Source organism: Chromohalobacter sarecensis, from assembly GCF_023061135.1.
In the GTDB taxonomy this organism is placed as follows: domain Bacteria; phylum Pseudomonadota; class Gammaproteobacteria; order Pseudomonadales; family Halomonadaceae; genus Chromohalobacter; species Chromohalobacter sarecensis.
Map to the genome: position 1 here is coordinate 249,259 of NZ_JAKGAN010000002.1, position 21,109 is coordinate 270,367.

22 protein-coding genes are annotated in these 21,109 nt (G+C 61.2%); 13 read left to right on the forward strand and 9 right to left on the reverse strand.

The features are described 5' to 3' along the window. Positions 1 to 57: 57 nt before the first annotated feature. The gene (gabT, locus tag L1071_RS04050; RefSeq protein ID WP_246969014.1) at positions 58 to 1,338 is read right to left on the reverse strand and encodes a 4-aminobutyrate--2-oxoglutarate transaminase; all 1,281 of its coding nucleotides are present in this window, start codon (positions 1,336 to 1,338) and stop codon (positions 58 to 60) included. 13 nt (positions 1,339 to 1,351) lie between these two features. After that, on the reverse strand, positions 1,352 to 2,800 hold the full coding sequence (locus L1071_RS04055; RefSeq protein ID WP_246969017.1) for an NAD-dependent succinate-semialdehyde dehydrogenase: 1,449 nt from the start codon (positions 2,798 to 2,800) through the stop codon (positions 1,352 to 1,354). Positions 2,801 to 3,003: 203 nt separating this feature from the next. Between L1071_RS04055 and L1071_RS04060 the strand changes: the two genes are divergently transcribed. The 3 genes from L1071_RS04060 (at position 3,004) to L1071_RS04070 (ending at position 7,661) form a co-directional block, all read left to right on the forward strand. Further along, positions 3,004 to 5,460: a DUF1266 domain-containing protein gene (locus L1071_RS04060; protein ID WP_246969020.1), complete on the forward strand. Its 2,457-nt coding sequence runs from the start codon at positions 3,004 to 3,006 to the stop codon at positions 5,458 to 5,460. A gap of 285 nt (positions 5,461 to 5,745) precedes the next feature. Further along, the gene (locus L1071_RS04065) at positions 5,746 to 6,366 is read left to right on the forward strand and encodes a C40 family peptidase (RefSeq protein ID WP_246969023.1); all 621 of its coding nucleotides are present in this window, start codon (positions 5,746 to 5,748) and stop codon (positions 6,364 to 6,366) included. A 101-nt stretch (positions 6,367 to 6,467) separates the two neighbouring features. Beyond that, the gene (locus L1071_RS04070) at positions 6,468 to 7,661 is read left to right on the forward strand and encodes an MFS transporter (protein ID WP_246969026.1); all 1,194 of its coding nucleotides are present in this window, start codon (positions 6,468 to 6,470) and stop codon (positions 7,659 to 7,661) included. A gap of 10 nt (positions 7,662 to 7,671) precedes the next feature. On the opposite strand, the gene msrA is transcribed toward L1071_RS04070, so the two are convergent. Further along, entirely contained in the window at positions 7,672 to 8,274 is a 603-nt protein-coding gene (gene msrA / locus L1071_RS04075; protein ID WP_246969029.1) for a peptide-methionine (S)-S-oxide reductase MsrA, read from the reverse strand. A 95-nt stretch (positions 8,275 to 8,369) separates the two neighbouring features. Between msrA and L1071_RS04080 the strand changes: the two genes are divergently transcribed. Further along, complete coding sequence (locus L1071_RS04080; protein WP_246969032.1) at positions 8,370 to 9,044, forward strand: CDP-alcohol phosphatidyltransferase family protein; 675 nt, start codon at positions 8,370 to 8,372, stop codon at positions 9,042 to 9,044. A 71-nt stretch (positions 9,045 to 9,115) separates the two neighbouring features. On the opposite strand, the gene L1071_RS04085 is transcribed toward L1071_RS04080, so the two are convergent. Beyond that, positions 9,116 to 9,604, reverse strand: a complete 489-nt coding sequence (locus L1071_RS04085; RefSeq protein WP_246969035.1) for an FKBP-type peptidyl-prolyl cis-trans isomerase — start codon at positions 9,602 to 9,604, stop codon at positions 9,116 to 9,118. A 264-nt stretch (positions 9,605 to 9,868) separates the two neighbouring features. Here L1071_RS04085 and L1071_RS04090 point away from each other — a divergent pair, with 264 nt between their 5' ends. Then, a complete protein-coding gene (locus L1071_RS04090) occupies positions 9,869 to 10,153 on the forward strand; it encodes a hypothetical protein (RefSeq protein ID WP_246969038.1) in 285 nt (94 codons plus the stop codon). Between the two features lie 65 nt (positions 10,154 to 10,218). On the opposite strand, the gene L1071_RS04095 is transcribed toward L1071_RS04090, so the two are convergent. The 3 genes from L1071_RS04095 to L1071_RS04105 all read right to left on the reverse strand — a co-directional run bounded on the left by L1071_RS04095 (position 10,219) and on the right by L1071_RS04105 (position 12,386). Further along, entirely contained in the window at positions 10,219 to 11,208 is a 990-nt protein-coding gene (locus L1071_RS04095; protein WP_246969041.1) for a lipid A deacylase LpxR family protein, read from the reverse strand. 130 nt (positions 11,209 to 11,338) lie between these two features. Continuing rightward, the gene (locus L1071_RS04100) at positions 11,339 to 11,806 is read right to left on the reverse strand and encodes an outer membrane lipoprotein (RefSeq protein ID WP_246969044.1); all 468 of its coding nucleotides are present in this window, start codon (positions 11,804 to 11,806) and stop codon (positions 11,339 to 11,341) included. A 115-nt stretch (positions 11,807 to 11,921) separates the two neighbouring features. Next, complete coding sequence (locus L1071_RS04105; RefSeq protein WP_246969047.1) at positions 11,922 to 12,386, reverse strand: DUF6314 family protein; 465 nt, start codon at positions 12,384 to 12,386, stop codon at positions 11,922 to 11,924. Positions 12,387 to 12,414: 28 nt separating this feature from the next. Between L1071_RS04105 and L1071_RS04110 the strand changes: the two genes are divergently transcribed. Further along, the gene (locus L1071_RS04110; RefSeq protein WP_246969049.1) at positions 12,415 to 13,290 is read left to right on the forward strand and encodes a carboxylate/amino acid/amine transporter; all 876 of its coding nucleotides are present in this window, start codon (positions 12,415 to 12,417) and stop codon (positions 13,288 to 13,290) included. Positions 13,291 to 13,384: 94 nt separating this feature from the next. Beyond that, entirely contained in the window at positions 13,385 to 15,028 is a 1,644-nt protein-coding gene (locus L1071_RS04115) for an FMN-binding glutamate synthase family protein (protein ID WP_246969051.1), read from the forward strand. 9 nt (positions 15,029 to 15,037) lie between these two features. Here L1071_RS04115 and zntR read toward each other — a convergent pair whose 3' ends face one another. Both zntR and L1071_RS04125 read right to left on the reverse strand, forming a co-directional pair. Then, positions 15,038 to 15,478, reverse strand: a complete 441-nt coding sequence (gene zntR / locus L1071_RS04120; protein ID WP_246969052.1) for a Zn(2+)-responsive transcriptional regulator — start codon at positions 15,476 to 15,478, stop codon at positions 15,038 to 15,040. After that, entirely contained in the window at positions 15,447 to 16,469 is a 1,023-nt protein-coding gene (locus L1071_RS04125; protein ID WP_246969054.1) for a DUF1853 family protein, read from the reverse strand. Before L1071_RS04125 ends, zntR begins: the two co-directional genes overlap by 32 nt. Before the next feature lie 149 nt (positions 16,470 to 16,618). On the opposite strand from L1071_RS04125, the gene L1071_RS04130 reads away from it, so the two are divergent. The 6 genes from L1071_RS04130 to L1071_RS04155 all read left to right on the forward strand — a co-directional run bounded on the left by L1071_RS04130 (position 16,619) and on the right by L1071_RS04155 (position 21,034). Next, positions 16,619 to 16,891: a hypothetical protein gene (locus tag L1071_RS04130; RefSeq protein ID WP_246969056.1), complete on the forward strand. Its 273-nt coding sequence runs from the start codon at positions 16,619 to 16,621 to the stop codon at positions 16,889 to 16,891. A 104-nt stretch (positions 16,892 to 16,995) separates the two neighbouring features. Further along, positions 16,996 to 17,877, forward strand: a complete 882-nt coding sequence (locus L1071_RS04135) for an NAD(+) kinase (RefSeq protein ID WP_246969058.1) — start codon at positions 16,996 to 16,998, stop codon at positions 17,875 to 17,877. Between the two features lies 1 nt (position 17,878). After that, the gene (locus L1071_RS04140; protein ID WP_246969061.1) at positions 17,879 to 18,886 is read left to right on the forward strand and encodes a metallophosphoesterase; all 1,008 of its coding nucleotides are present in this window, start codon (positions 17,879 to 17,881) and stop codon (positions 18,884 to 18,886) included. Positions 18,887 to 19,056: 170 nt separating this feature from the next. Beyond that, complete coding sequence (locus tag L1071_RS04145; RefSeq protein ID WP_246969064.1) at positions 19,057 to 19,911, forward strand: rhomboid family intramembrane serine protease; 855 nt, start codon at positions 19,057 to 19,059, stop codon at positions 19,909 to 19,911. Next, positions 19,911 to 20,174: a YeaC family protein gene (locus L1071_RS04150; protein ID WP_246969068.1), complete on the forward strand. Its 264-nt coding sequence runs from the start codon at positions 19,911 to 19,913 to the stop codon at positions 20,172 to 20,174. Before L1071_RS04145 ends, L1071_RS04150 begins: the two co-directional genes overlap by 1 nt. Continuing rightward, positions 20,174 to 21,034 carry a DUF2797 domain-containing protein gene (locus L1071_RS04155; RefSeq protein ID WP_378110684.1) on the forward strand — a complete coding sequence of 287 codons (861 nt, stop codon included), beginning with the start codon at positions 20,174 to 20,176 and terminating at the stop codon, positions 21,032 to 21,034. Before L1071_RS04150 ends, L1071_RS04155 begins: the two co-directional genes overlap by 1 nt. The last annotated feature ends 75 nt before the right edge of the window (positions 21,035 to 21,109 follow it).

The following is a 21,109-nucleotide window of genomic DNA, read 5'->3' on the forward strand; positions in this document are numbered from 1 at the left end:
ATTGTCATGAGCACGCGTTGTCATGAGCACGCGTTGTCATGAGTGCGCGCGAGTCGTTTACGCGTGGTTCAGCTCCTTGAGGCAGGCTTCGACGATGTCCAGGCCTTCCTGGAGCACGTCATCCTCGATAGTGACCGGCATCAAGAAACGCAGGGTGTTGCCGTAAAGGCCGCAGGACAGCAGGATCAGCCCTTTCTCGCGCGCCTTCTTGCACAGCGCTCCGGTCAGTTCAGCATCCGGCGTGTGCTTGGCCTTGTCGGCGACCACGTCGAAGGCGGCCATGGCCCCCAGGTGACGGACGTTGTCGACGCAGGCGAAGTCTTGCTGCCATTTTGCGAAGCGCTCGCCCAGCTTGTCACCTAGCGCCTGGCTCTTCTCGAGAATCTTCTCCTCTTCGAAGACTTCCAGCACCGCCAGCGTGGCGGCGCAGGAGACCGGGCTGCCGGTGTAGGTACCGCCCAGCGAGTTACCGCCTGAAGCGTCCATGACCTTGTCGGTGCCGACCACGGCGGAGATCGGCATGCCGTCGGCCATGCTCTTGGCCATGGTGATGATGTCGGGTTCGACGCCGCTGTGCTCGATGGCGAACAGCTTGCCGGTGCGACCGAAGCCGGATTGCACCTCATCGACGATCATCAGCATGCCATGCTCGTCGCAGATCTCGCGGACCGCCTTGAGGAAGCTGGGCGAGGCCGCATAGAAACCGCCTTCGCCGAGGACTGGCTCGAGCACGATGGCCGCAGTATCACTTGGGTTGGCATCGGTCTTGAGCGTCATCTTCAGGCCGTTTAGCGCGTCTTCCTCGCTGACGCCGTGATAAGGCACCGGGTAGGGCGCACGGAAGACGTTGCCCGGCATGCTGCCGAAGTCGGTGGCGTAGGGCGCGACCTTGCCGTTCATCGCCATGGTCATGAAGGTCCGGCCATGGTAGCCGCCGGTGAAGCAGATGACGTTGTCGCGCCCGGTCGCCGCGCGGGCCACCTTGACGGCGTTTTCCAGCGCCTCGGCCCCAGAGTTGGCGAGCATTACCTTGCCATGGCCGCGTACCGGGGTGAGCTGGCTGAGCTTCTCGGCGACCTTCACGTAGCCTTCATAGGGCATCACCGTCTGGCAGGTGTGCATCACCTTGTCGAGCTGGTCCTTGACCGCTTGCACTACCTTGGGATGACGGTGGCCGACGTTGAGCACGCCGATGCCGCCGGCGAAGTCGATGATGCGATTGCCGTCGGCATCCCAGATCAGGGCGTTCTCGGCGCGCTCGGCAAACTGGGTCGCCGGGCTCGCGGCGCCGCTGGCGACATAGCGTGTCTTGAGTTCATTGAGCTGTGCGTTGTTCATGCTTGCCTCCTTGTCAAAGTCCGCCCATGCAGACATATTTTAGTTCGGTGTATTCCTCGAGACCGTGGTGCGAGCCTTCGCGTCCCAGCCCGGACTCCTTGATGCCGCCGAAGGGCGCCAGCTCGGTCGATAGAAGCCCTTCGTTGATGGCGACCATGCCGTATTCGAGGCCTTCCATTACGTGCCATATACGCCGATAGTCGCGCGCATAGACATAGGCGGCAAGGCCGAATTCGGTGGCATTCGCCATGGCGATGGCCTGAGCCTCGTCGGTGAAACGAAAGACCGGCGCCACGGGGCCGAATGTCTCTTCGCGGGCGACATGCATGTCGTCGGTGACGTCGGCGAGCAGGGTCGGTTGGAAGAAGGTGCCGCCCAACGCGTGCGGTTCGCCGCCACACACCAAGCGTGCGCCCTTGGACCGGGCATCGGCAATGTGTGCCTGCACCTTGTCGATGGCGGCGGCGTTGATCAAGGGGCCTTGGGTCACGTCGTCGTCGAGGCCGTTACCGACCTTGAGTTGTGCGATGCGCTCGGCGAATCTGGCGATGAAGGCGTCGTAGATGCCGTCTTGCACCAGGAAGCGGTTGGTGCACACGCAGGTCTGCCCGGAATTGCGGAATTTGGAGGCGATGGCGCCCTCCACGGCGGCATCCAGATCGGCATCGTCGAAGACGACGAAGGGCGCATTGCCGCCCAGCTCCATGGATGCTTTCTTGACCGTCTCGGCACATTGCGCGAGCAAGCGCTTACCGACCGGTGTCGAGCCGGTGAACGAGACCTTGCGTACTCGAGGGTCGGTGGTCAGAACGTGACCGATCTCGGCGGGCTTCTCGGCGGTAAGCACGTTGATGACCCCTGCGGGTAGCCCAGCATCATCGGCGAGCTTGGCCAATGCCAGGGCGGTTAGCGGGGTGGCTTCCGCAGGCTTGATCACTACCGGGCAGCCGGCCGCCAAGGCCGGGGCGCATTTGCGGGTAATCATCGCCAGCGGGAAGTTCCAGGGCGTGATCGCCGCCACCACGCCGATCGGTTCGCGCATGACGAGAATACGTTTGTCGGCACCGTGGCCGGGCAAGGTCTCGCCGGCAATGCGTTTGGCTTCCTCGGCGTAGTATTCGATGAAGCTGGCCCCGTAGGCGACCTCGCCACGCGATTCAGAGAGGGGTTTGCCCTGTTCCAGGGTCATGAGTTGTGCCAGGGCTTCGCGGTGGGCCATGACACGCTCGAACCAGGCACGCAACAAGGACGCGCGCTCCTTGGCGGGGCGTTTGCGCCATGCCGGCCAAGCGGCTTCGGCGGCGGCGATGGCATCGTGTGCATCGGTGGCGCCCAGGTCGGGTACCTCGGCCAGGGTTTCGCCCGTGGCAGGGTCGGTGACGGCGAAACGGCGCGCGCTATCGCGCCACTCGCCGCCGATGTAGGCGCGGTCGATCAAGATATTGGGTGTTGGCTGACTCATGGAAGCCTCCGGGTGAAGCGTGATTCATCGCCTATTGTGTGACGAGTGTGCATTATTTAAAACACTTGGGCGAGGTGGCGTCCAGCGATTTTTCGTATCCCTGCGCAGGCAGGTTATCGTGCCTTGCGTATCGGCGACACCAGTCTCTTTCCGGTACACTATGGCGCCGTTGTGTGAATGCCGAGTCATGAGTGAGGTGCGTCTTGATCGATCCTCTTAACGCCTGGTGGGCCCAGCAATTGGTGCTGTGCGGCTGGGCGTTTGATCCCGAACCGTTGAGTGTGCCGCCCGAGACGGCGCAGGCCCGTCTAGCGTTGTTGGACGTGCGCGAACGGGGAGAGCTCGGCTGGCGCCTGGCCGAAGCGTGCATGCTGGGGCAGGGCGAGGCTTTGCGCCAGCTACAAGCACTTGAGCTGCTGGCGTTGTCGGGCGCTGCCGGTTGGCTGGACGTTACCCGAGCCCAGGCCTGGGCAGAGTGGATTGCTGCCGACATCCAGGCGCATCATGCCTCGCTGGATGCATGGCTGACGGCGTTGCGCCACGAGCGAGGGCAAATCGACTGGACGCATGACGATGACGGCTTTCTCGAGGCCTGCGAAGCATTGTCGCAACTCGAGCGCGAAGCGGCCGGCGTCACTTGGGAGGTACTCGCCGAGTGGCTGTCCGACCGGCCTCGTGAGTTGCCGTGGCCGGTCGATCAGAACGCTGGCGTATGGCGGTTGCGCGCGGTCTTCGCCCCCGTACTGGCTGCGACGTGCGATGCGCGCTTGGACTGGCCGGAGGTGGAGCGCTGGTTGGTCGATGTCTGGCAGATCGACGGGCGCGATGAATTGATTCGCATGCTGCTGTGGTTGGGCGGGCAAGGGCATCGTTATACATGGGATCTCGATGCCGCGCGTTTGACCCCTCAGGGCGAAAGCGCTCGACGTCAATGGTGGGAGTCGCTCGGCCAGGCGAGTGACTACGGCCAGATAATGCTGACATTCATCGATGGCGGAGAGCCGCTGGAATGGGCGGCATGGGATTGGCTGCGGCTGGCGGATTTAGCCTACGCAGGCTGGAACGCGGGCTGGCTCGACGCCCAGGAAGCCGAGGCATTTGCCGCGCACGCAGGCGATCTGCTGATGCGCCGGTATCGCGACTGGACGGCCGTCGCCAAGGCGTACCAGCGTGGGCGTAGTCTTTTCGAGGGGGCCGATCGACGTGCGGATTTCGCGCGTGACTGGGATGTCTTGTTGCGTTCACGGTCGAGCCCCTGGCAGGTAACGCTCGAGGCGCTGCTGGATGATGCCCAGCGCGAGGCCGCGCGCCCGGTCATTCGCGCCTGGCGTGCCCCGGCGTGGCACTGGGTCCTGGCGTTGTCGGCGATGCGTGAACCCGATCTATTGTATCGGCAGGGCATCGACCGCCCCCCAGATGCGCAGCAGCGAGACGAAGCGCGCCGCTATCTGCGTGACACGTTGGGCCTAGAACCTGCCATGGGCACGGCTGGTCTGGCCAGTTTGTGGTTGCCCGGACAGGTGCATCATCTCAATCAACTGGCTGCGGATGCCGCTCACGGGGCATTGCCCGCGGCAAAAACCCCTTTTGGACATGCTATGTCAGAGGCCGTGCGACTTCGCAATGGCCTCAAGCACTGCGCGCGCCATGCGGCGACGATCTTCATGGCGGAGAAATACGCTTTCTATCTGATGATGTGTGCCGACAGCGGTGATTACGATCGACGTGAGCTCGAGGCGCTGGCGGAGTCGCTGCGCGGTGTGCTGAGTCGCTTTTATAGTGGCCCCAAGGCGCTGATCGAGGCGTGGGCGGCATGGGAGGCGGCGCTTCCAGAAGCGGAAGAGCCGTCCCTGGTGGCGGAAATTCGTTGGCACCGCGATGACCCGGGAAGCCCCTTCCATTGGCTCGACTGGCGCCATGGCACCTGGATTGAACCCGGCGAGCGCTTGTCGTTGCCGCGCTTCACGGCCTTGGCGTTGGTCGGCCCTCTCAATGCCCCTGTGTGGAGCGCTCCGGGCCCTGAAGTCGGTAGCGAGCGTGAAGAGCTTCGCGAATGGCTCGATAGCCATTATGGGTTGCTGTCGGCGGAGGCACTCAGGGAGTTCCTGGATTTTCTGATCGAGGCGGGCGACCGCCAGGAATATCAGATCAACTATGCGCCTTACACGCTCAATGCCGCGCGCTTGCGTGAGGAAGTCGCGATCATCGAGTCCGGCGAGTGCAGCGAGGATGATCGCAATCATCTATTGCGCCTGCGGCGTGTCGAGAATAACGCCTCGGGATGCAACGAGTACGACATGGCCGCCTGGGATGTGGCCCAGGCCGTCGATCTCGCGATTGCCGGGCGACAGATGAATTGGCTGACGGCGGTGGAGTTCGACGCCCTGGTAGAGCGCGCCGCTCACTTGGCGCAATCGCATTATGCGAGTTGGTACGACTATGCCCGTGGGCTTTACGCGGGCTTTTCCTTCTTCATGGGTGAGACCGACGAGCGTGAGGCGTTCCTGCAAGGATTCGGTGAGGCACTGACCGCTTGGTTGACGGCCGCGCCACCGCTGGCCGGCGGCTGGGCGAGTCTCGATTTTCCGGGTGCGCCCGCACGTCACTGGGCTCCTCTGCATATCGATACCCTGCCGGGCGATGCGCGGACGTTGCACTGATCGGGTAGGGCGCCGGGATGAAACATTTCGTATCCCGCTTCCGAGAGCTCTCGTCAAAAGGCGGGAGTTTCTCTATCATCGTGTCGGTCGTGATGCCCACCATTGGGAACATGGCATGTTAACGAGTCGAGTCTAGGCCGCTCTGGCGGTGGCACCTGCGATGCGCGCCACCACCACAGCGACCCCCTCGCCAGGTAGTGCCTAGCAAGGCAGGGCGTCGTCTTGCATTCGTGCAAGCGCCCCGAGGCATCCGCGAGGTTGAATACGTGTGATGAGGTCGCTTGGATGCTTCGAACCATGGCATTGGGATGGGTGCTGGCTGCTCTATTGAGTGGCTGTGCCACACAAAGCCCGCAACATACCGCGCCACAATCGTCTTCCCTGTCCGCGGCTGCCAAAGCCGGTGAAGACGCGCTGCCCAACGCGGGGCGCGAATCTCCGTTGGCCACCTTTCGTGCCAGCGACGTTCAGCGCGCGCTGGTGTCACCGGCGCGTATTCGCGAGGCGCTGCTATCTGAACATCGGCGCTGGGTCGGGACTCCGTATCGCCTCGGCGGGACCACGCAACGTGGCATCGATTGCTCGGCGTTGATGCAGCATGTCTATAGCGATGCGTTTCAGCTCTCTTTGCCGCGTACTACCGAACAGCAGATGCAAGAGGGAAGACGGGTCCAGCGCAGTGAGCTGGAAGCTGGCGACCTAGTCTTTTTCCGCTCCCCTGGCCCTTACAATCATGTCGGCGTCTATGTCGACGACGGCTATTTCCTGCATGCCTCGACATCACAGGGCGTCAAGCTGTCACGCCTCGATAATGTCTACTGGAATCGCCACTACTGGCAGTCACGTCGACCCATGGATAGAACGCAACTGGCGGCGCGTATCGATCGCCAACCCCACGAAGGATGAGCGACTCGCCGGTTCGCCATGCCGGGGCGACAGGTTCGTCTCGTGTCTTGTTTGTATAATGGTGCGCCGGACGAGATCATGATGCGCTCATGGAGGAAATTATGATCGAACCGCGTACTCGCGCCTGGTGGCGCGCAACCCTGGCACTGTGCCTGGGCTCCTTTGCCGTCTTCATCAATTTATACGTTGCTCAGCCGTTGCTGCCGGCCATTCGCGAGAGTTTCGATGTCTCGACGCTGGCTGCGGGCAGTGCGATGTCGGTGAGCATGTTGACGCTGGCACTGTCGCTACTGTTCTACGGACCGCTTTCCGATGCCATCGGCCGAACCGCCATCATGCGCGTCACGCTGATACTCGCCAGTCTCTGCACCTTGGCTATGGCCTTTGCGCCCAACTTCGCGAGTCTATTGGCCTTGCGTGCCTTGCAGGGGTTCTTGCTGGGCGGGTTGCCTGCGGTGGCGATCGCCTGGATGGGCGATGAGTTCAACAAGCCAGCGCTGTTGCTGGCTGTCGGGCTCTATATCAGCGGTAATACGTTGGGTGGGATCGGCGGGCGTGTCATCGGCGGTACGGTCGCCGAACATTGGGGATGGCATAGCAGTTTCGTGGCAATCGCGTGTCTGAGCTTGGCATGCACCTGGGTCTTCTGGCGCGCCTTGCCGCCAGCCCAACAGTTCAGACCCACGCCGTTGCGCGTGGGACAGGCCGCACGGGACATGCAAGGGCATTTGCGCGATCCCCGGTTGATTGCCGCTTATCTGATCGGCGGATTCAACTTCTTCATCTTCATCAATCAATACAGCTATGTGACATTTCGGCTCAGCGAGGCACCGTTTTCTCTCACCTCGCAATGGCTGGGCCTGATCTTTCTGACCTATCTCGGCGGTACTGTCGGCTCGGCGCTGTCCGGACGTATCGCGCAGCGCTTGTCGCAACCGGCCTGCATGATGCTGGGGATCGGTATCCTGATGAGCGGCTCGTTACTCACCTTGGTGCCCTCTTTGATCACGATCGTCGCTGGGCTGACGGTTAATGCCGTGGGGTTCTTCCTGGCGCATTCGATGGCCTCGAGCTGGGTGGGCCGCCACGCCCAGCGCGCGCGGGGCAGTGCGTCGTCGCTGTATCTGGTGTTCTACTACCTGGGCGCCAGCCTCGGTGGTTTCTATCTGGAACCGTTCTGGGCGCGCTGGCAATGGGGCGGCGTGATCGCTGCCTCGCTGCTGGTGTTGCTGGGAACCTTCAGCGTGGCGGCCTGGTTGTGGCGTCGCGAGCGACGCATGCCGGCGACGACCTGAGCGCGTACCTTCAAGGTTTGCCGGCGTCATCGCCCCATACCGCCTCAAGACGGTCGTCGCGGCCGCAACCGGCCCGGTAGAAGCGGTAACGCACGGGGTTTTTCTTGTAGAAGTTCTGGTGGTATTCCTCGGCGTCCCAGAAGGGCGCTTTCGGCTCGATGCGTGTCTTGACGCCGCGCTCGAAGTGCGTTTCCACGGCTTTTTTGGAGGCTTCGGCGAGGCGTCGCTGGCGCTTGTCGAGAGGGAAGATGGCGCTACGGTATTGGCTACCGACATCGCAGAATTGGCGTCCCTCGGCAAAGGGATCGATATTGTGCCAGAACACGTCGAGCAGCGTGTCGTAGTCGACGACCTCGTCATCGTAGACGACCTTGACCGCCTCGGCATGGCCGGTAGTGCCGCTGCTGACCTGCTCGTAGGTGGGACGCTCGCTATCACCGCCGATATAGCCGGAGGTTGTCGAGACGACGCCTTCGAGTTTGTCGTAAGGCGGTTCCATGCACCAGAAACAGCCACCGGCGAAGATGGCCTCGCGTTGTGCGGCATGCGCCTGGGAGATGGGAACGACTGCAAGCGTTGTGAGTAGAGCTAACGCCATCACGGGAAAGCGCATCGGGAAGCTCCTGAACGTCGGGTTCGTCGGGTTAATGTGCCATGCTGATGTGCTGAACATACATCAAGTCTACTCGAAAAATAGCGAGAACTCGCATGCTGGATAAATGGACGAATGCCTGGGTTGCGCCGGTACTGGCGCGCTGCGCCATTGGCTTGGGGCGTCGTGGCGTGACGCCGACGCAACTGACGGTGGGCGGCTTTGCAATCGGCATGCTGGCGCTGCCGTTATTGGCCTATCAGGCCTATGGTCTGGCACTTTTGGCGATTGTTCTCAATCGCGCGTGTGACGGTCTGGATGGCGCCTTGGCGCGTCATCTGCAATGTCAAAGCGACGCTGGCGGATTTCTCGATATCGCCCTGGACTTCGTCTTCTATGCCGCCGTTGTATTGGGATTCGCGCTCGCCGACCCGGTACAAAACGCCTTGCCTGCGGCCTTTTTGCTCTTCGCGTTCATGGGGACCGGCGCCTCGTTTTTGGCCTTTGCGATCGCCGCGACACGCCATGGCTTGGAGCGTCCGCATTTCGAGCACAAGGCGTTTTACTACCTGGATGGTTTGACCGAAGGTACCGAGACAATCATTGCCTTCGTCGTTTTCTGCCTGTGGCCGGCATATTTTCCCGGGTTGGCGGTCTTCTTCGCGCTGGCGTGCCTGCTGACGGCGGCGATGCGTATCGGGGGAGGCTACCGTGCCTTGAGCAGGGCTGAAGGTGGCTCCGGAGAATCATTCGGGAAAGAGGCTGACTCATCGAGAGATAAGCCCTGGTAAGCGGGGCGTAGACATGAAACGGGCGGCCCGCAGGCCGCCCGTTTTTACGTCAGGTGTTGCGAAGGAGCGTCTTAGTGCTCCTGTTCCTGATCGCCTTCACCGTGTACGTGACCGTGTTCGGCTTCTTCCTCGGAAGCTTCACGCACTTCAGCGATCTCGACATCGAAATTCAATGTCTGACCGGCCAGCGGATGGTTGCCATCGACGGTGACGGTGTCGCCTTCGACCTGGGTGACCGTGACCATGAGCGGGCCACCCTGGGTCTGCGCCTGGAACTGCATGCCCGGTTGAATATCGTCGACACCCTGGAAGGCATCGCGCGGCACTTCTTGCATCAGGCCGGGCTGTGTTTCACCGTAGCCTTCTGCCGGCTCGACGGTGACTTTGAGGTTCTCGCCGCTCTGACGGCCTTCCAGTTCCTTTTCCAGCCCTGGAATGATGTTGCCCGCGCCGTGCAGGTAAGTCAGAGGATCGCGGCCTTCCGAGCTGTCCAGCACTTCACCCTCGTTATTGGTAAGGGTGTAGTGGAAGGAAACCACGGAATTCTGGGCAATCTGCATGTTGAAGACCTTTCTGGGTGTATGTCGCCACCCATGGTAACGCGCTCACCCAAGTGTGTCAGGGGTCTCTCGGGGTTTTCATATGCCCTTTGAGTTGCATGACGATACTTCAAGGTGCATCGGGAACGAATTCACCGGCGAACGGTCTTTTTATAACACCCTGCGTCAGGACGTCGCGCCGGTTGCGCGGTAAAGGGGGTGACGGTACCCTGCCGAGATTGGTGCATTTGAAAGATTACCGACGTTGCCTATCAGGAGGCCAACATGACCGTAACGCTGATCTGGCTGATCGCTTTCGCCGTGATTCTTTTCCTGGCACTGCGTGCGTGGGATGGTTCTCTCGGAAAGATGATCATGCGCCGCATTCCGCAGGCGTTGCAGCTGGGCGGTGACGATCGTTGGGTGTGGAGCATTGCCCTGGCCGTGTTGGGCGCCACCTTCATCGTCAATCCGATTTCGATGTTACTGACGCTGATTCTTCTGGCGCTGTTTTTCTGGATCGCCAAGCGCTTGGGATGCTGGTTGATGCGCCGCGTCAAATTACATTGACGAAAAGCCGTTTTGCGATAGATCAATGCCCCGCTGATGCGGGGCATTGTCGTTATCGGGGAGCGTCACAGCCACAGTGAAAGCGTCAATGAGCCAAACTGGTCACCTTCGTCTTGGGCTTCGAATTCGTGGGTCCGCCAGACGCTGGTGTAGGTGAGCTGCCAGCTGTCCCACGTCAAGGCGATACCGGCCAACGCATCGCCGACCCATTGGCGGCGGTCCACTGAGTGGCTGTCCTCGAAGGTATTGCCGTCGAGCAACAGGTTGTGGGCCATGAAGCGACCCTCGAGGCTCGCGAACGCATACCAGCCAAATCCTTGGCCGGGTGTGAAATGGCTTCGGCCGCTTTGGGCGGGGGCGACGGCAGGCATACCGGCACTATTGTGTAGGTTATCGCCGATACGCAGGCCCACGCCGCTTGCGGCATACGTATACAGGTTGCCGAGGGCAAAGCCTGCATTGGGGCCGTATTCCATGTCCAGGTTGCCGAGCGAGTCTTGCAGCCACCAACTGCGCTTGTAGGTCAGGTTGAGCACCGGTTCGTTATGAAGCTGGTGCGACCAGCCTTTGGGTTCGTCGCTACCGATGAGGTGATGAAAGTTCTTCTGTACGGCTTCCCCCCCCGATGCCGGCCCGACGATGCCGGCGTCGAAGTGGAGATCGTCCGCCTGGCGCCAGCCATTGTATTGGTGGTCATCGAAGAGTGACACGCCGGCGTAGAGCAGGCCCGCATAGGGCCGGTCGTTCTCGACGAGGTCCGAGCGGTCGATATCGTTGGGTGTGTAAATCTGCTGGCCGGCACGATAAGCCACGCCGTCGAGATCGGCGCCCGACCAGCCGGGCACGGCGTCGGCGAGACGTCGTGTCCAGTGCGCCTCATCGGGTTTGAAGGACCAGTCGACTTCCAAACCATTGGTGTAATGCCCGTCGTCACCGCTGGCGAAAAGGTCGTTTTCGCTCTTGATCGTGAGCATTCCATCGGCCAGCACGGGGCTGGAGAAGGCTGTAAAGGCAAGGGTAGAGACGAGGTAACCGAGCGTGCGCCCTTTGTTCATGAGACGATTTTCCTATCCGTGGCGTATCACGCTACATACGATAGCGTATGTAAAAAGGTTCGAACAGGAAAAATTAGCGTGCTTTTAAAGCTCATGCCCCCATCGAGAGCATGAGCGCTGTGACATTGGCTCAGTAGGGGGCGACGCTGAGATTGGCCCCGCTGCCGACCATGCGCACTTGTTGTCCTACCTGCCAGTTGCGGTCAGCCTTCTGGACCACGACGACGGAATCGCCGCTATCGCGCCGAATTTCTATCTCCCAGGCCTGGGTACGGTTGGCGGCATTCTCGACCTTACTGCCGGCAACGCTGCCGCCGATGGCTCCGGCCGCCGCAGCGATGGTGCTTCCAGAACCCCCGCCGACCTGGTTCCCCAGCAAGCCACCCAGTACGGCGCCGCCTAGGCCACCTAGAATGCCTTCGTTCTGATCGCCGGCCTGAATCTGCACTTGGCGCACCGACGTGATGGTGCCGTAAGTCACCGACTGCGCGGTCTCGGCTTGCCCGCTGCGATAGACATCGCCGGAATAAGGCGAGGTGTTGGCACAACCGGCCAGTGCCAATGTTCCGATGAGTGCTAAAGGAAGTAGTGCTTTCATGCGACCTCCGTTGCTTGCCATACTGTTTTAAAACAGTGTTCTCAAACTATTCTAGCGCGTTGTGACGATGCCTGCCAGTGCTGGCGACGAAGACGTGTCGCTGCGCTGCGCTGCGTTAATCGTCTGGCTGCCGATAATGGTAGACGAGTCGCTCATTCTTGTGCGGTCCTGCGATATGCCATTCGAGTCGAAAGCCATGGGGCTCGAGGTCGAGCCGGGCCTGGTAGGTATCGGCACCGCAGAGATGCGGCGACTTGCTGATCAATGTGGTCGCCGATTCGGCGACGAGATCGAATAGCCAGACCGCTGCGTCGGGGCCACGGCGCTCATGATAGAGCGCGATATGCTCAGGATGAAAATCCCAGCGATAGACGTTGCGAAACGCGACTTCGCGTGACTGTCCTTGAGGCAGGAAGTGGCCCTGTTCGATGAAGCGCACCCAGTCGGTGTGTGTCTCGGGCGTCACGATCCCCGCGCCCTGGCCGGACCAGGCCACCTGGGAGGCGTGTCCCGAGCGAGACGTGAAACTCAGTCGACGAATACTAGGCAACAGACGTGTCAGGCGTATAATAGCAGTCAACTTTAATAAATCCTGAGGTTAACCGTAAATGGGGTATTTGATCGGCGTGACGACGCTCTGGGCATTTTCTTTCAGCCTGATCGGGGTCTACCTCTCCGGCCAGGTCGATAGTTATTTCGCGGTGCTGACCCGCATTGGATTGGCGGCGCTGGTCTTCCTGATCTGGCTACGTCCGCGACGTTTGCCGCTCGGGCACGTACTGGGACTGATGGCCATTGGCGCTGTACAGCTAGGCGCGATGTATATCGGTTTCTATCAGTCGTTTCTGTTGTTGAGTGTGCCGGAAGTCTTGCTGTTCACGATCTTCACGCCACTCTACATCACTTTGATCGACGATATCCTCAAGGGGCGCTTCACGCCATTCTATCTGTTCACCGCTGCGCTTGCCGTGCTCGGGGCGGCGGTCATCCGTTACGCTGATATCAGCGATGCCTATTGGGTCGGCTTCCTGGTCGTACAGAGTTCGAATTTATGCTTTGCCGTGGGGCAGGTCGCCTATCGCCATTTGGCGCCACGCTTGCCTCGGGAAATAGCGCATCGCCATATCTTTGGCTGGTTCTACCTGGGGGCGTTGTGCGTGGCGCTACCGGCGTTCTGGCTGTTCGGCGATGTCACGGCATTGCCGACGACCTCGTTGCAGTGGGGCATCCTGCTATGGCTGGGCGTCGTCGCGTCGGGACTGGGTTACTTCCTGTGGAACAAGGGCGCTTGCCGCGTCGATGCCGGGACGCTGGCGATCATGAACAATGCCTTGGTGCCCGCCGGATTGCTGGTCAATCTGCTGATCTGGAACCGCGACGCTGACGTACTGCGTCTGGTGTTGGGCGGGGGAATATTACTGGCCTCGCTGCTGATCAATACCTGGTGGCGTCGGCGCCATCAGGCATCGCTCGATGTTGCGTGATAGCGTGGCGGGCACCTGTGGCGTCAGGCGGCTCTAAACCCGGAAGACGTTTCGTGTTTTCATGGTGATGACGCCTTTCGTTCAGGACATCTTCATGAAGCATTCTTTGTTATCGCGTTACGGGTTTTTTACGGTGTGCTGTGTGACCACGCTGGTGACGGCGTTCATGGCCATACAGTGGCATGGATGGTGGCCGGTACCGCTGGTGAGCGGTGCGCTGGTGCTCTTGGGCATCGCCGATCTCTCGCAGCGCGGATATGCGGTACGCCGCAATTATCCCATCCTTGGCAACCTGCGTTATATCTTTCAGGCATTGCGCCCGGAGTTGCGTCAGTATCTCTTCGAGGCCGATACCGAGCAGTTGCCATTTTCCCATGTGCAGCGAAGTTTAGTTTATCAGCGCGCGCGTCAGCATAACGATGCGAAGCCCTTCGGGACGCTGCGCGATGTTTACGCCAATACGTATGAATACATCGGCCATTCGATGGAAACGGCGCCGGTGGCGGAACCGGACGATTTCCGCCTGACCATCGGCAACGATCAGTGCGCGCAACCCTATGAAATCTCGTTGTTCAACATCTCGGCGATGAGTTTCGGCGCACTGAGTGCCAATGCGATTCGCGCTCTCAACAAGGGCGCCCGGCTGGGACGCTTTGCGCATGATACTGGGGAAGGTGGCATCAGCCCGTATCATCGCGAACATGGCGGTGATCTGATCTGGGAGCTAGGCAGTGGCTACTTTGGCTGCCGTACGCCGGCAGGCGAGTTCGACCCCGAGCGCTTTGCCGAGCAGGCCCACGATGCACAGGTCAAGATGATCGAGGTCAAGCTCAGTCAGGGGGCCAAGCCTGGCCACGGTGGGCTGCTCCCGGCAGACAAGATTACGCCGGAAATCGCCCAGACGCGGGAGATCCCCCAGGGCGAGGATTGTCTCTCGCCGGCCAGCCATCCGGCGTTCTCGACGCCGCTCGAGATGCTCGACTTCATCGCGCAATTGCGTGAGCTTTCCGGCGGCAAGCCGGTGGGCTTCAAGCTGTGCCTTGGCCAACCCTGGCAATTCATGGCCATCGTCAAGGCGATGCTCGAAACCGATATCGTGCCCGATTTCATCGTCGTCGATGGCAGTGAAGGGGGCACCGGCGCGGCCCCGGTGGAGTTTTCCGACCATTTGGGAACGCCGCTGCGAGAAGGGCTCTTGTTCGTGCATAACACGCTGGTCGGCGCAGGGCTGCGTGAGCAGGTCCGCCTAGGGGCGAGCGGCAAGATCATCAGCGCCTTCGATATCGCGAGGGTCATGGCCATGGGCGCTGATTGGGTCAATGCCGCGCGCGGCTACATGTTCGCGCTGGGCTGTATTCAATCGCAAAGCTGCCATACCAACCGCTGCCCGACCGGGGTGGCCACTCAGGACCCGCTACGTCAGAAGGCGTTGGTGGTCGGTGATAAGGCCGAGCAGGTGTATCACTTCCATCACAATACCTTGCATGCCCTGGCGGAAATGATCGCGGCGGCGGGGCTGACGCGCCCGTGGCAGATTACGCCCGATCACCTCGTGCACCGGGTTTCGGAAAACGAGGTGAAGCTGTTCACTCATCTACATCCGTTCCTGGAGCCGGGCGAGTTGTTGCGCGACCCCGTTCAGCGGCCGTTTTATGGCCGTATCTGGCGCATGGCGCAGGCCAAGAGCTTCGCCCCCGTGCAGTTGGTTGACGCGCCGAGCGGGGCGACGGCCGCGTAGTGGGTGTTTTCAGGCGTCATGCCGGTGCTGGAGGGGCTCGGGGGCGGTCTTGCCGTTGGCGAAGGCGGTAAGGATCGTGCATTGCGTGGCCGCGTGCGGGCCTCCGCAGCAGGCATCGGTCAGATGGGCCAGCGCCTGGCGCATGTGATGCAGCTCGGCCAGGCGCGCGTCGATGGCGGCGAGCTTGTCCTCGGCGACGCGTTTGACCTCTTCACAGGTGTGCGCATCGGCGTCGACCTGCAATGAAAGCAGCTCACGGATATCGGCCAGGGTAAAGCCCAGGCGCTTGGCGCGCAGGATGAAATGCAGGCGCTCGAGGTTGTCCGCAGCGTAGTAGCGATAGCCGTTGTCGCCGCGCAGGGCTTCGGGGAGTAACCCTTCCTTTTCGTAGTAGCGCAACGTGTCGACGCTGACGCCACTACGCTCGGCGAGTTCTCCAATCCTCAACATGGTGATGGTTCCTCCCTGTGATCGGGGTGGTAGGGGGTAGCGGCAGGCTACGCGGCCAGTCATCGGGCACGATGAAAAAACGTCGCTGTGTGCCGTCGGGCGCTTGCAGATGATATTGCCGTGGCGCGCTGGCGCTCGTGAAGTGTGCTTCGAGCTCGGCTTCCAGTCTCTCCAGCGAGCGATATGCCTCGACTCCGGGGAGTGCGAGCCAATGCGGCTTGCGCAGAGGGGCGCCCAAGGTTCCCGTCGGTAAGTGGTTACGCAGTATCGGCCAGTCTCGCCATGTCAGCCAAGCGCCATGAGCGGCGGTGGTGCTTGCCAAATGCGGTGCCGCTATCGTGCCGGGCCACGGGTAAAACAGCATTCCGAGCATGGCGGCACGCTGTCGCAGCGATTTTGGGTCGATACCCAGCGCGTTCAAGCGTGCCGCCGCGAGGGGATGATGGGCCAGGGGCAGCTGATGATGCCGAGTATGGGTATGCTTGCGTGCCAGCGAGTCGGCGCAGCCGGGGCCGATCCAGCGTGCCGGGTGGCGTTCGCCGCCGGGCCCATCACGTAGTCCCAGATAGTATTTGATGGCCAGTTCGAGATGGACGGGGTGTCCCTGGGCATCGGCATAGATGATATCGAGTTCTCCGAGGGTGCGGCCGGCCTCGTGAATCGTGATGTTGGTGGCCAGTAGGCGTGTCGCCGGGGCAAGGTCGAGCAGGGCGTGCCAGAGACGCTCATGATAATGCCCCAGGCGTTGCGGCGGCGTGCCGATATAAGGCACGAGCCGTTGCGGTTCGGCGTCGAGCGCATGCAGCCAGGCCTTTCTGTACGCGGCGTCGCCAAGCCCGAGTTCCTCGAGGGTCGGCCGGCCCGGATGAGCGCTTTCGATGATATCCGGTGCATGCAATAGCCAAGCGAGATCACGCACCCCAGGATGGTGAAGCGCTGCCCCTTCGTCTTCCAACGCTGACGTGGTGGCATCGAGCATTGCTTGCGTCATGTCGTGGTCATCTGTGAGGCGCCTGTCATCAACATCGCGTCTACTCAAGGCTGTACTAAGTGCACCCGCGTGTTGACAATATACCCTTGCTTGCCAGGTCGTCGACAGACACCGAGGTGGCACGCCAATTCTTGAACCGGAGATGCGTAATGACGGAAAAGACGGTCCAGCGTCGTCGGTGGCGCGCCATCGGCAAATTCTTCGCGGCCATCATCGTGATCAACGTGATTGTGGGCATCGCCGGCATTGCCTTCATGATGCTCTATTACGGCGAGGTCGATGGTCAGGGCCGGGCAGCGTTGGTGACCTTCATGATCTTGAATACGATCTTTGCGTCGCCCGTGGCCTTGTATCTCTACTGGTGGGAGTTGCACCCCGTGCAGACGCCTGAGTCGGATCAGTACAACGATCCCGAGAAATGAGTGTATGCCGCTAATGTCGCAAGCCTTGCGGTTCGGGGCGGTTTGCTCCGCTGCTCGCCAGTCCGCATAATGATGGGCCGCGACGCCGGCAACGAGACGCTTTCATGCAGCCATTCAAGACCATTGGCCTGATCGGGCGATTGGGCAACCCTAACGCGGTCGAGACGCTCAAGCGGTTGCTCCGCTTTCTCGGCGCTCGCCAACTCCATGTGATCGTCGAGGAACGCACCGCCACGGTCTTGCCCAATCATGGTTATCCTGAGGCGAGCCGTCGCCAACTGGGTGAGCGCTGTGACTTGGCGATCGTGGTGGGGGGGGATGGCAGTCTGTTGGGCGCCGCGCGGGCGTTGTGCGACACGGGGACGCCGGTAGTGGGCATCAATCGAGGGCGGTTGGGTTTTCTGACCGATATTTCGCCGGATGAAGTCGAAGAGCGAATCGGCGAAGTGCTCGATGGGCACTTCGAGAGCGAGCGCCGTTTCCTGTTGGAGGCAGAAGTGATTCGCGCCGGCGAACAGGTCGGCACGGCCTCGGGGCTCAATGATGTCGTCATCCATCCCGGCAAGGCCGCGCGGATGATCGAATTCGAGCTGTTCATCGACGGCCAGTTCGTCTATAGCCAACGCAGCGACGGGTTGATCATTGCGACGCCGACCGGCTCCACGGCCTATGCCTTGTCGGGAGGCGGCCCGATCGTCCATCCCCGGCTCGAGGCCATCACACTGGTGCCGATGTTTCCGCATACGTTGTCGAGTCGGCCGATCGTCATCGATGCGGCCAGCGAGATCACGGTGCATATCGGCGAAACCAACCACGCGTATCCGCATGTCAGTTGTGACGGCCAGACCCAGGTGGTTTCCAAGCCCGGTGACCGCCTGGTCGTGCGCCGTAAGCGAGAACGGTTGACGCTTCTTCATCCGCATGGACACAACTATTTCGAGGCCTGTCGCACCAAGCTCGGCTGGAGTAGCCGGATGGGGGAGTGACATGACGCTGGCTCGGAATGATCTCGATGGCTACGACCTGATCGGCGATGTGCATGGGTGTGGCGCCTCGCTGGCGGTGTTGCTCGAGAAGCTCGGGTATCGCGACTGGAATGGCGTGTATCGTCATCCGCGTCGTCGGGTCATCTTCCTGGGCGATCTGATCGATCGTGGTCCTCGCATTCGGCTGGCGTTGAATATCGCACGCGATATGGTCGAGGCGGGCGAGGCGGATATCGTGATGGGCAATCACGAATACAATGCCCTGGCGTATTGTCGCCGAGCGCCGCCGGAATGGGCGGGCGAGTGGCTACGCGAGCATTCACCGCGCCACAATCGCATCATCAATGAGACGCTGGCACAGTTTCGCGATCACCCTCAGGAGTGGCAGTCCCATCTCGACTGGTTCATGACGATGCCGTTGTGCCTCGAGCGTGACGGGCTACGGGTGGTGCATGCCTGCTGGGATCACGATCTCATCGCGCCATTCCTGGCGCAGTGTCCCGATGGTTGCATGAGCGAGGATTTTTTTTACGATTCGGCGTGCCCAGGCACCTTCGCCTTTCGCGTCATGGATCGGCTGACGCGCGGCCCCTCCCTGCCACTGCCGGCAGGGCTGCGGATCTATTCCGGCGACGGTTTCACGCGTACCACCTTTCGCACTCATTTCTGGGCACGTGATCCTCTTACCTATGGCGATGTGGTCTTCCAGCCCGACAACCTTCCCGGCGATATCGAGAATCAGCCCTTGAGTGCGGATGAGCGACAGCGCCTGCCGTATTACGGGCCGGATGAGCTACCACTTTTCATTGGCCACTATTGGTGCGAGGGGGTCCCGGCGTTGCCGGCGCCGAATATTGCTTGTCTCGATTACAGCGCCGTGAAATACGGGCGTCTGGTGGCCTATCGCTGGGAAGGTGAGCAGCGCCTGGATGCCAATCGCTTCGTGTGGGTCGATGTGGCGCGTGAGGGATCGGCTCCTCCAACGCCGGATGACATCGCACTGGCTTGAGGGGCGCAGAAAAAAGTTGGAAAAAATTTCGTTGCGCCGGGAACTCATCGCGGTGGGGCGTCGTCAGAGTAAGTGTTCCCTTGAATGATCCCTTGCTCTTGTCCGGCGGCCCCCTCCGCCGGACTTTTTCTTTTGTGCGTTCGTCTGCGGTACTGAAAGGGACCCCGCCCATGTACAAGCTGCTGGAATTGCCTCATCAACAGGATATCGTCGCGCTGCGTCGAGCGTTGTGGGCGCATCGTATCGGCCATCAGGTGACTGAGGAAGAGGCGGTTCAGGTGTTATGGCTGGCCGATCCGCGTCAGCGTGACGAGGCGGCGTATTTGATCGAGCAATGGCATCGTGGCGAGTTGGCCGAGCGTCCCGCTCAAGCGGCAAAACGCCGATCGCCCAGCATGCTGGGTAGTGCTTTTACCCAGGCGCCGCTGGCGGCTGCTTGCGTGGCATTGTGTGTGGTGGTCTTCGCCTTGATGGCGCTGTTCGGGGATCGTGTGATCGCGGCGCTGACCTTCGTGCCCGTCGATTCCGTATCCGGGCGCCTGACGGTCGGCACCCTGGGGGATTCCCTGGCCAGCGGTCAGATATGGCGTCTGGTATCGCCGGCGTTGATGCATTTCGGCTGGATGCATCTGGTCTTTAATATGCTGTGGTTGTGGTATTTCGGACGCCAGGTCGAGGCCCTGCAAGGCCCCGTGCGCCTTATCATGCTCGCCGTCGTGGCGGCGCTCGTCTCCAACCTGGCGCAATACGCCACGGGGACCGTGCTGTTCGGCGGCATGTCCGGGGTCGACTATGCCTTGCTGGGGTATGTCTGGCTGATGGCACGTCGAGCCCCGGAAAGCGGATTTTTCGTGCCCCAGATGCTGGTGGTGTTCATGCTTGCCTGGATGGTCTTCACCATGACCGATATGGCGAGTTTGTTTGGATTCGGTAACGTCGCCAACGAGGCCCATCTGGGTGGTCTGTTGGTCGGGCTGGTCAGCGGATGGTGGGCCGGTGGACGTGCCGCGAGAGGAGAACGGTAGTGAGTGATATGAACTTCGACAAGATGGTGGCGCAGATGACACCCGCCGTGTACGACAGCTTCAAGCAGGCCATTGCACTGCGTAAATGGCCGGATGGACAGCGCCTGAGCCAGGAGCAGACCGAGCTGTGTCTCGAGGCGGTGATGAAATACGAAGTCGCCCACGGTATCCCCGAGAACGAGCGGGTGGGCTATCTCGAGCGCAGCAGTTGCAGCACTAACGACGAAGCGGGCGAGTCCGATGCCATCAAGTGGATGAACTGATGAGCGATCTGTTCAGCGTGGCGGATGTCAGCGCCGCACGCGGACCGCTGCGCAAGATGGACATAGCGCCCGGCGACGCTCAGACGCCGGCGCAATACACCCTGCGTGCCGGCGAACAGCGCATCGGCCTCAACGCGCATCTGGGGGCGTCGTTGCGACTCGTGCATACCGGCGCCATTCACTGCGTGCATTGCGGGCGTGCCACGCGCAAGAGTTTTGCCCAGGGCTATTGCTACCCTTGTTTCAAGTCGCTTGCTCAGTGCGATACCTGCATCGTCAAGCCGGAAACCTGTCACTATCATGCGGGCACGTGCCGCGAACCGACGTGGGGTGAGCAGCATTGTTTCCAGCCGCATGTGGTCTACCTGGCCAATTCGTCGGGGCTCAAGGTCGGCATCACGCGCAAGACGCAATTGCCCACGCGCTGGCTCGATCAGGGGGCGATTCAGGCACTGCCGATTCTCGAGGTCGACAATCGCCTGCAGTCGGGGCTGGTCGAAACCTTGTTCAAGCAGGTGGTGGGCGATCGCACCAACTGGCGCACCATGCTGAAAGGCGATGTGGCGCCGCTCGATCTACCTGCCGAGCGGGATCGTCTCCTGGCGGCGCTCGATCAGGAGCTGGCGGCGCTGAAGCGACGCATCGGCGAGCAGGCGATCGGTACGCTGGCGGCGACGCCGGTCGATCTGCACTATCCGGTCCTGGAGTTTCCCGTCAAGGTAGTATCGCACAATTTCGATAAATCCCCCGAGGTCAGCGGCCGCTTGATGGGACTCAAGGGGCAGTACCTGATCTTCGATACGGGTGTCATCAATCTGCGCAAGTTCGGTGGCTACGAGGTGGAAGTGGCGATCGAGTAGGGGGCTTGGCGCGGCGATACCTTGAAGTCTACTCGGATGTCTCCACCTCATGGGTATCGACATGAATGTCGCTTA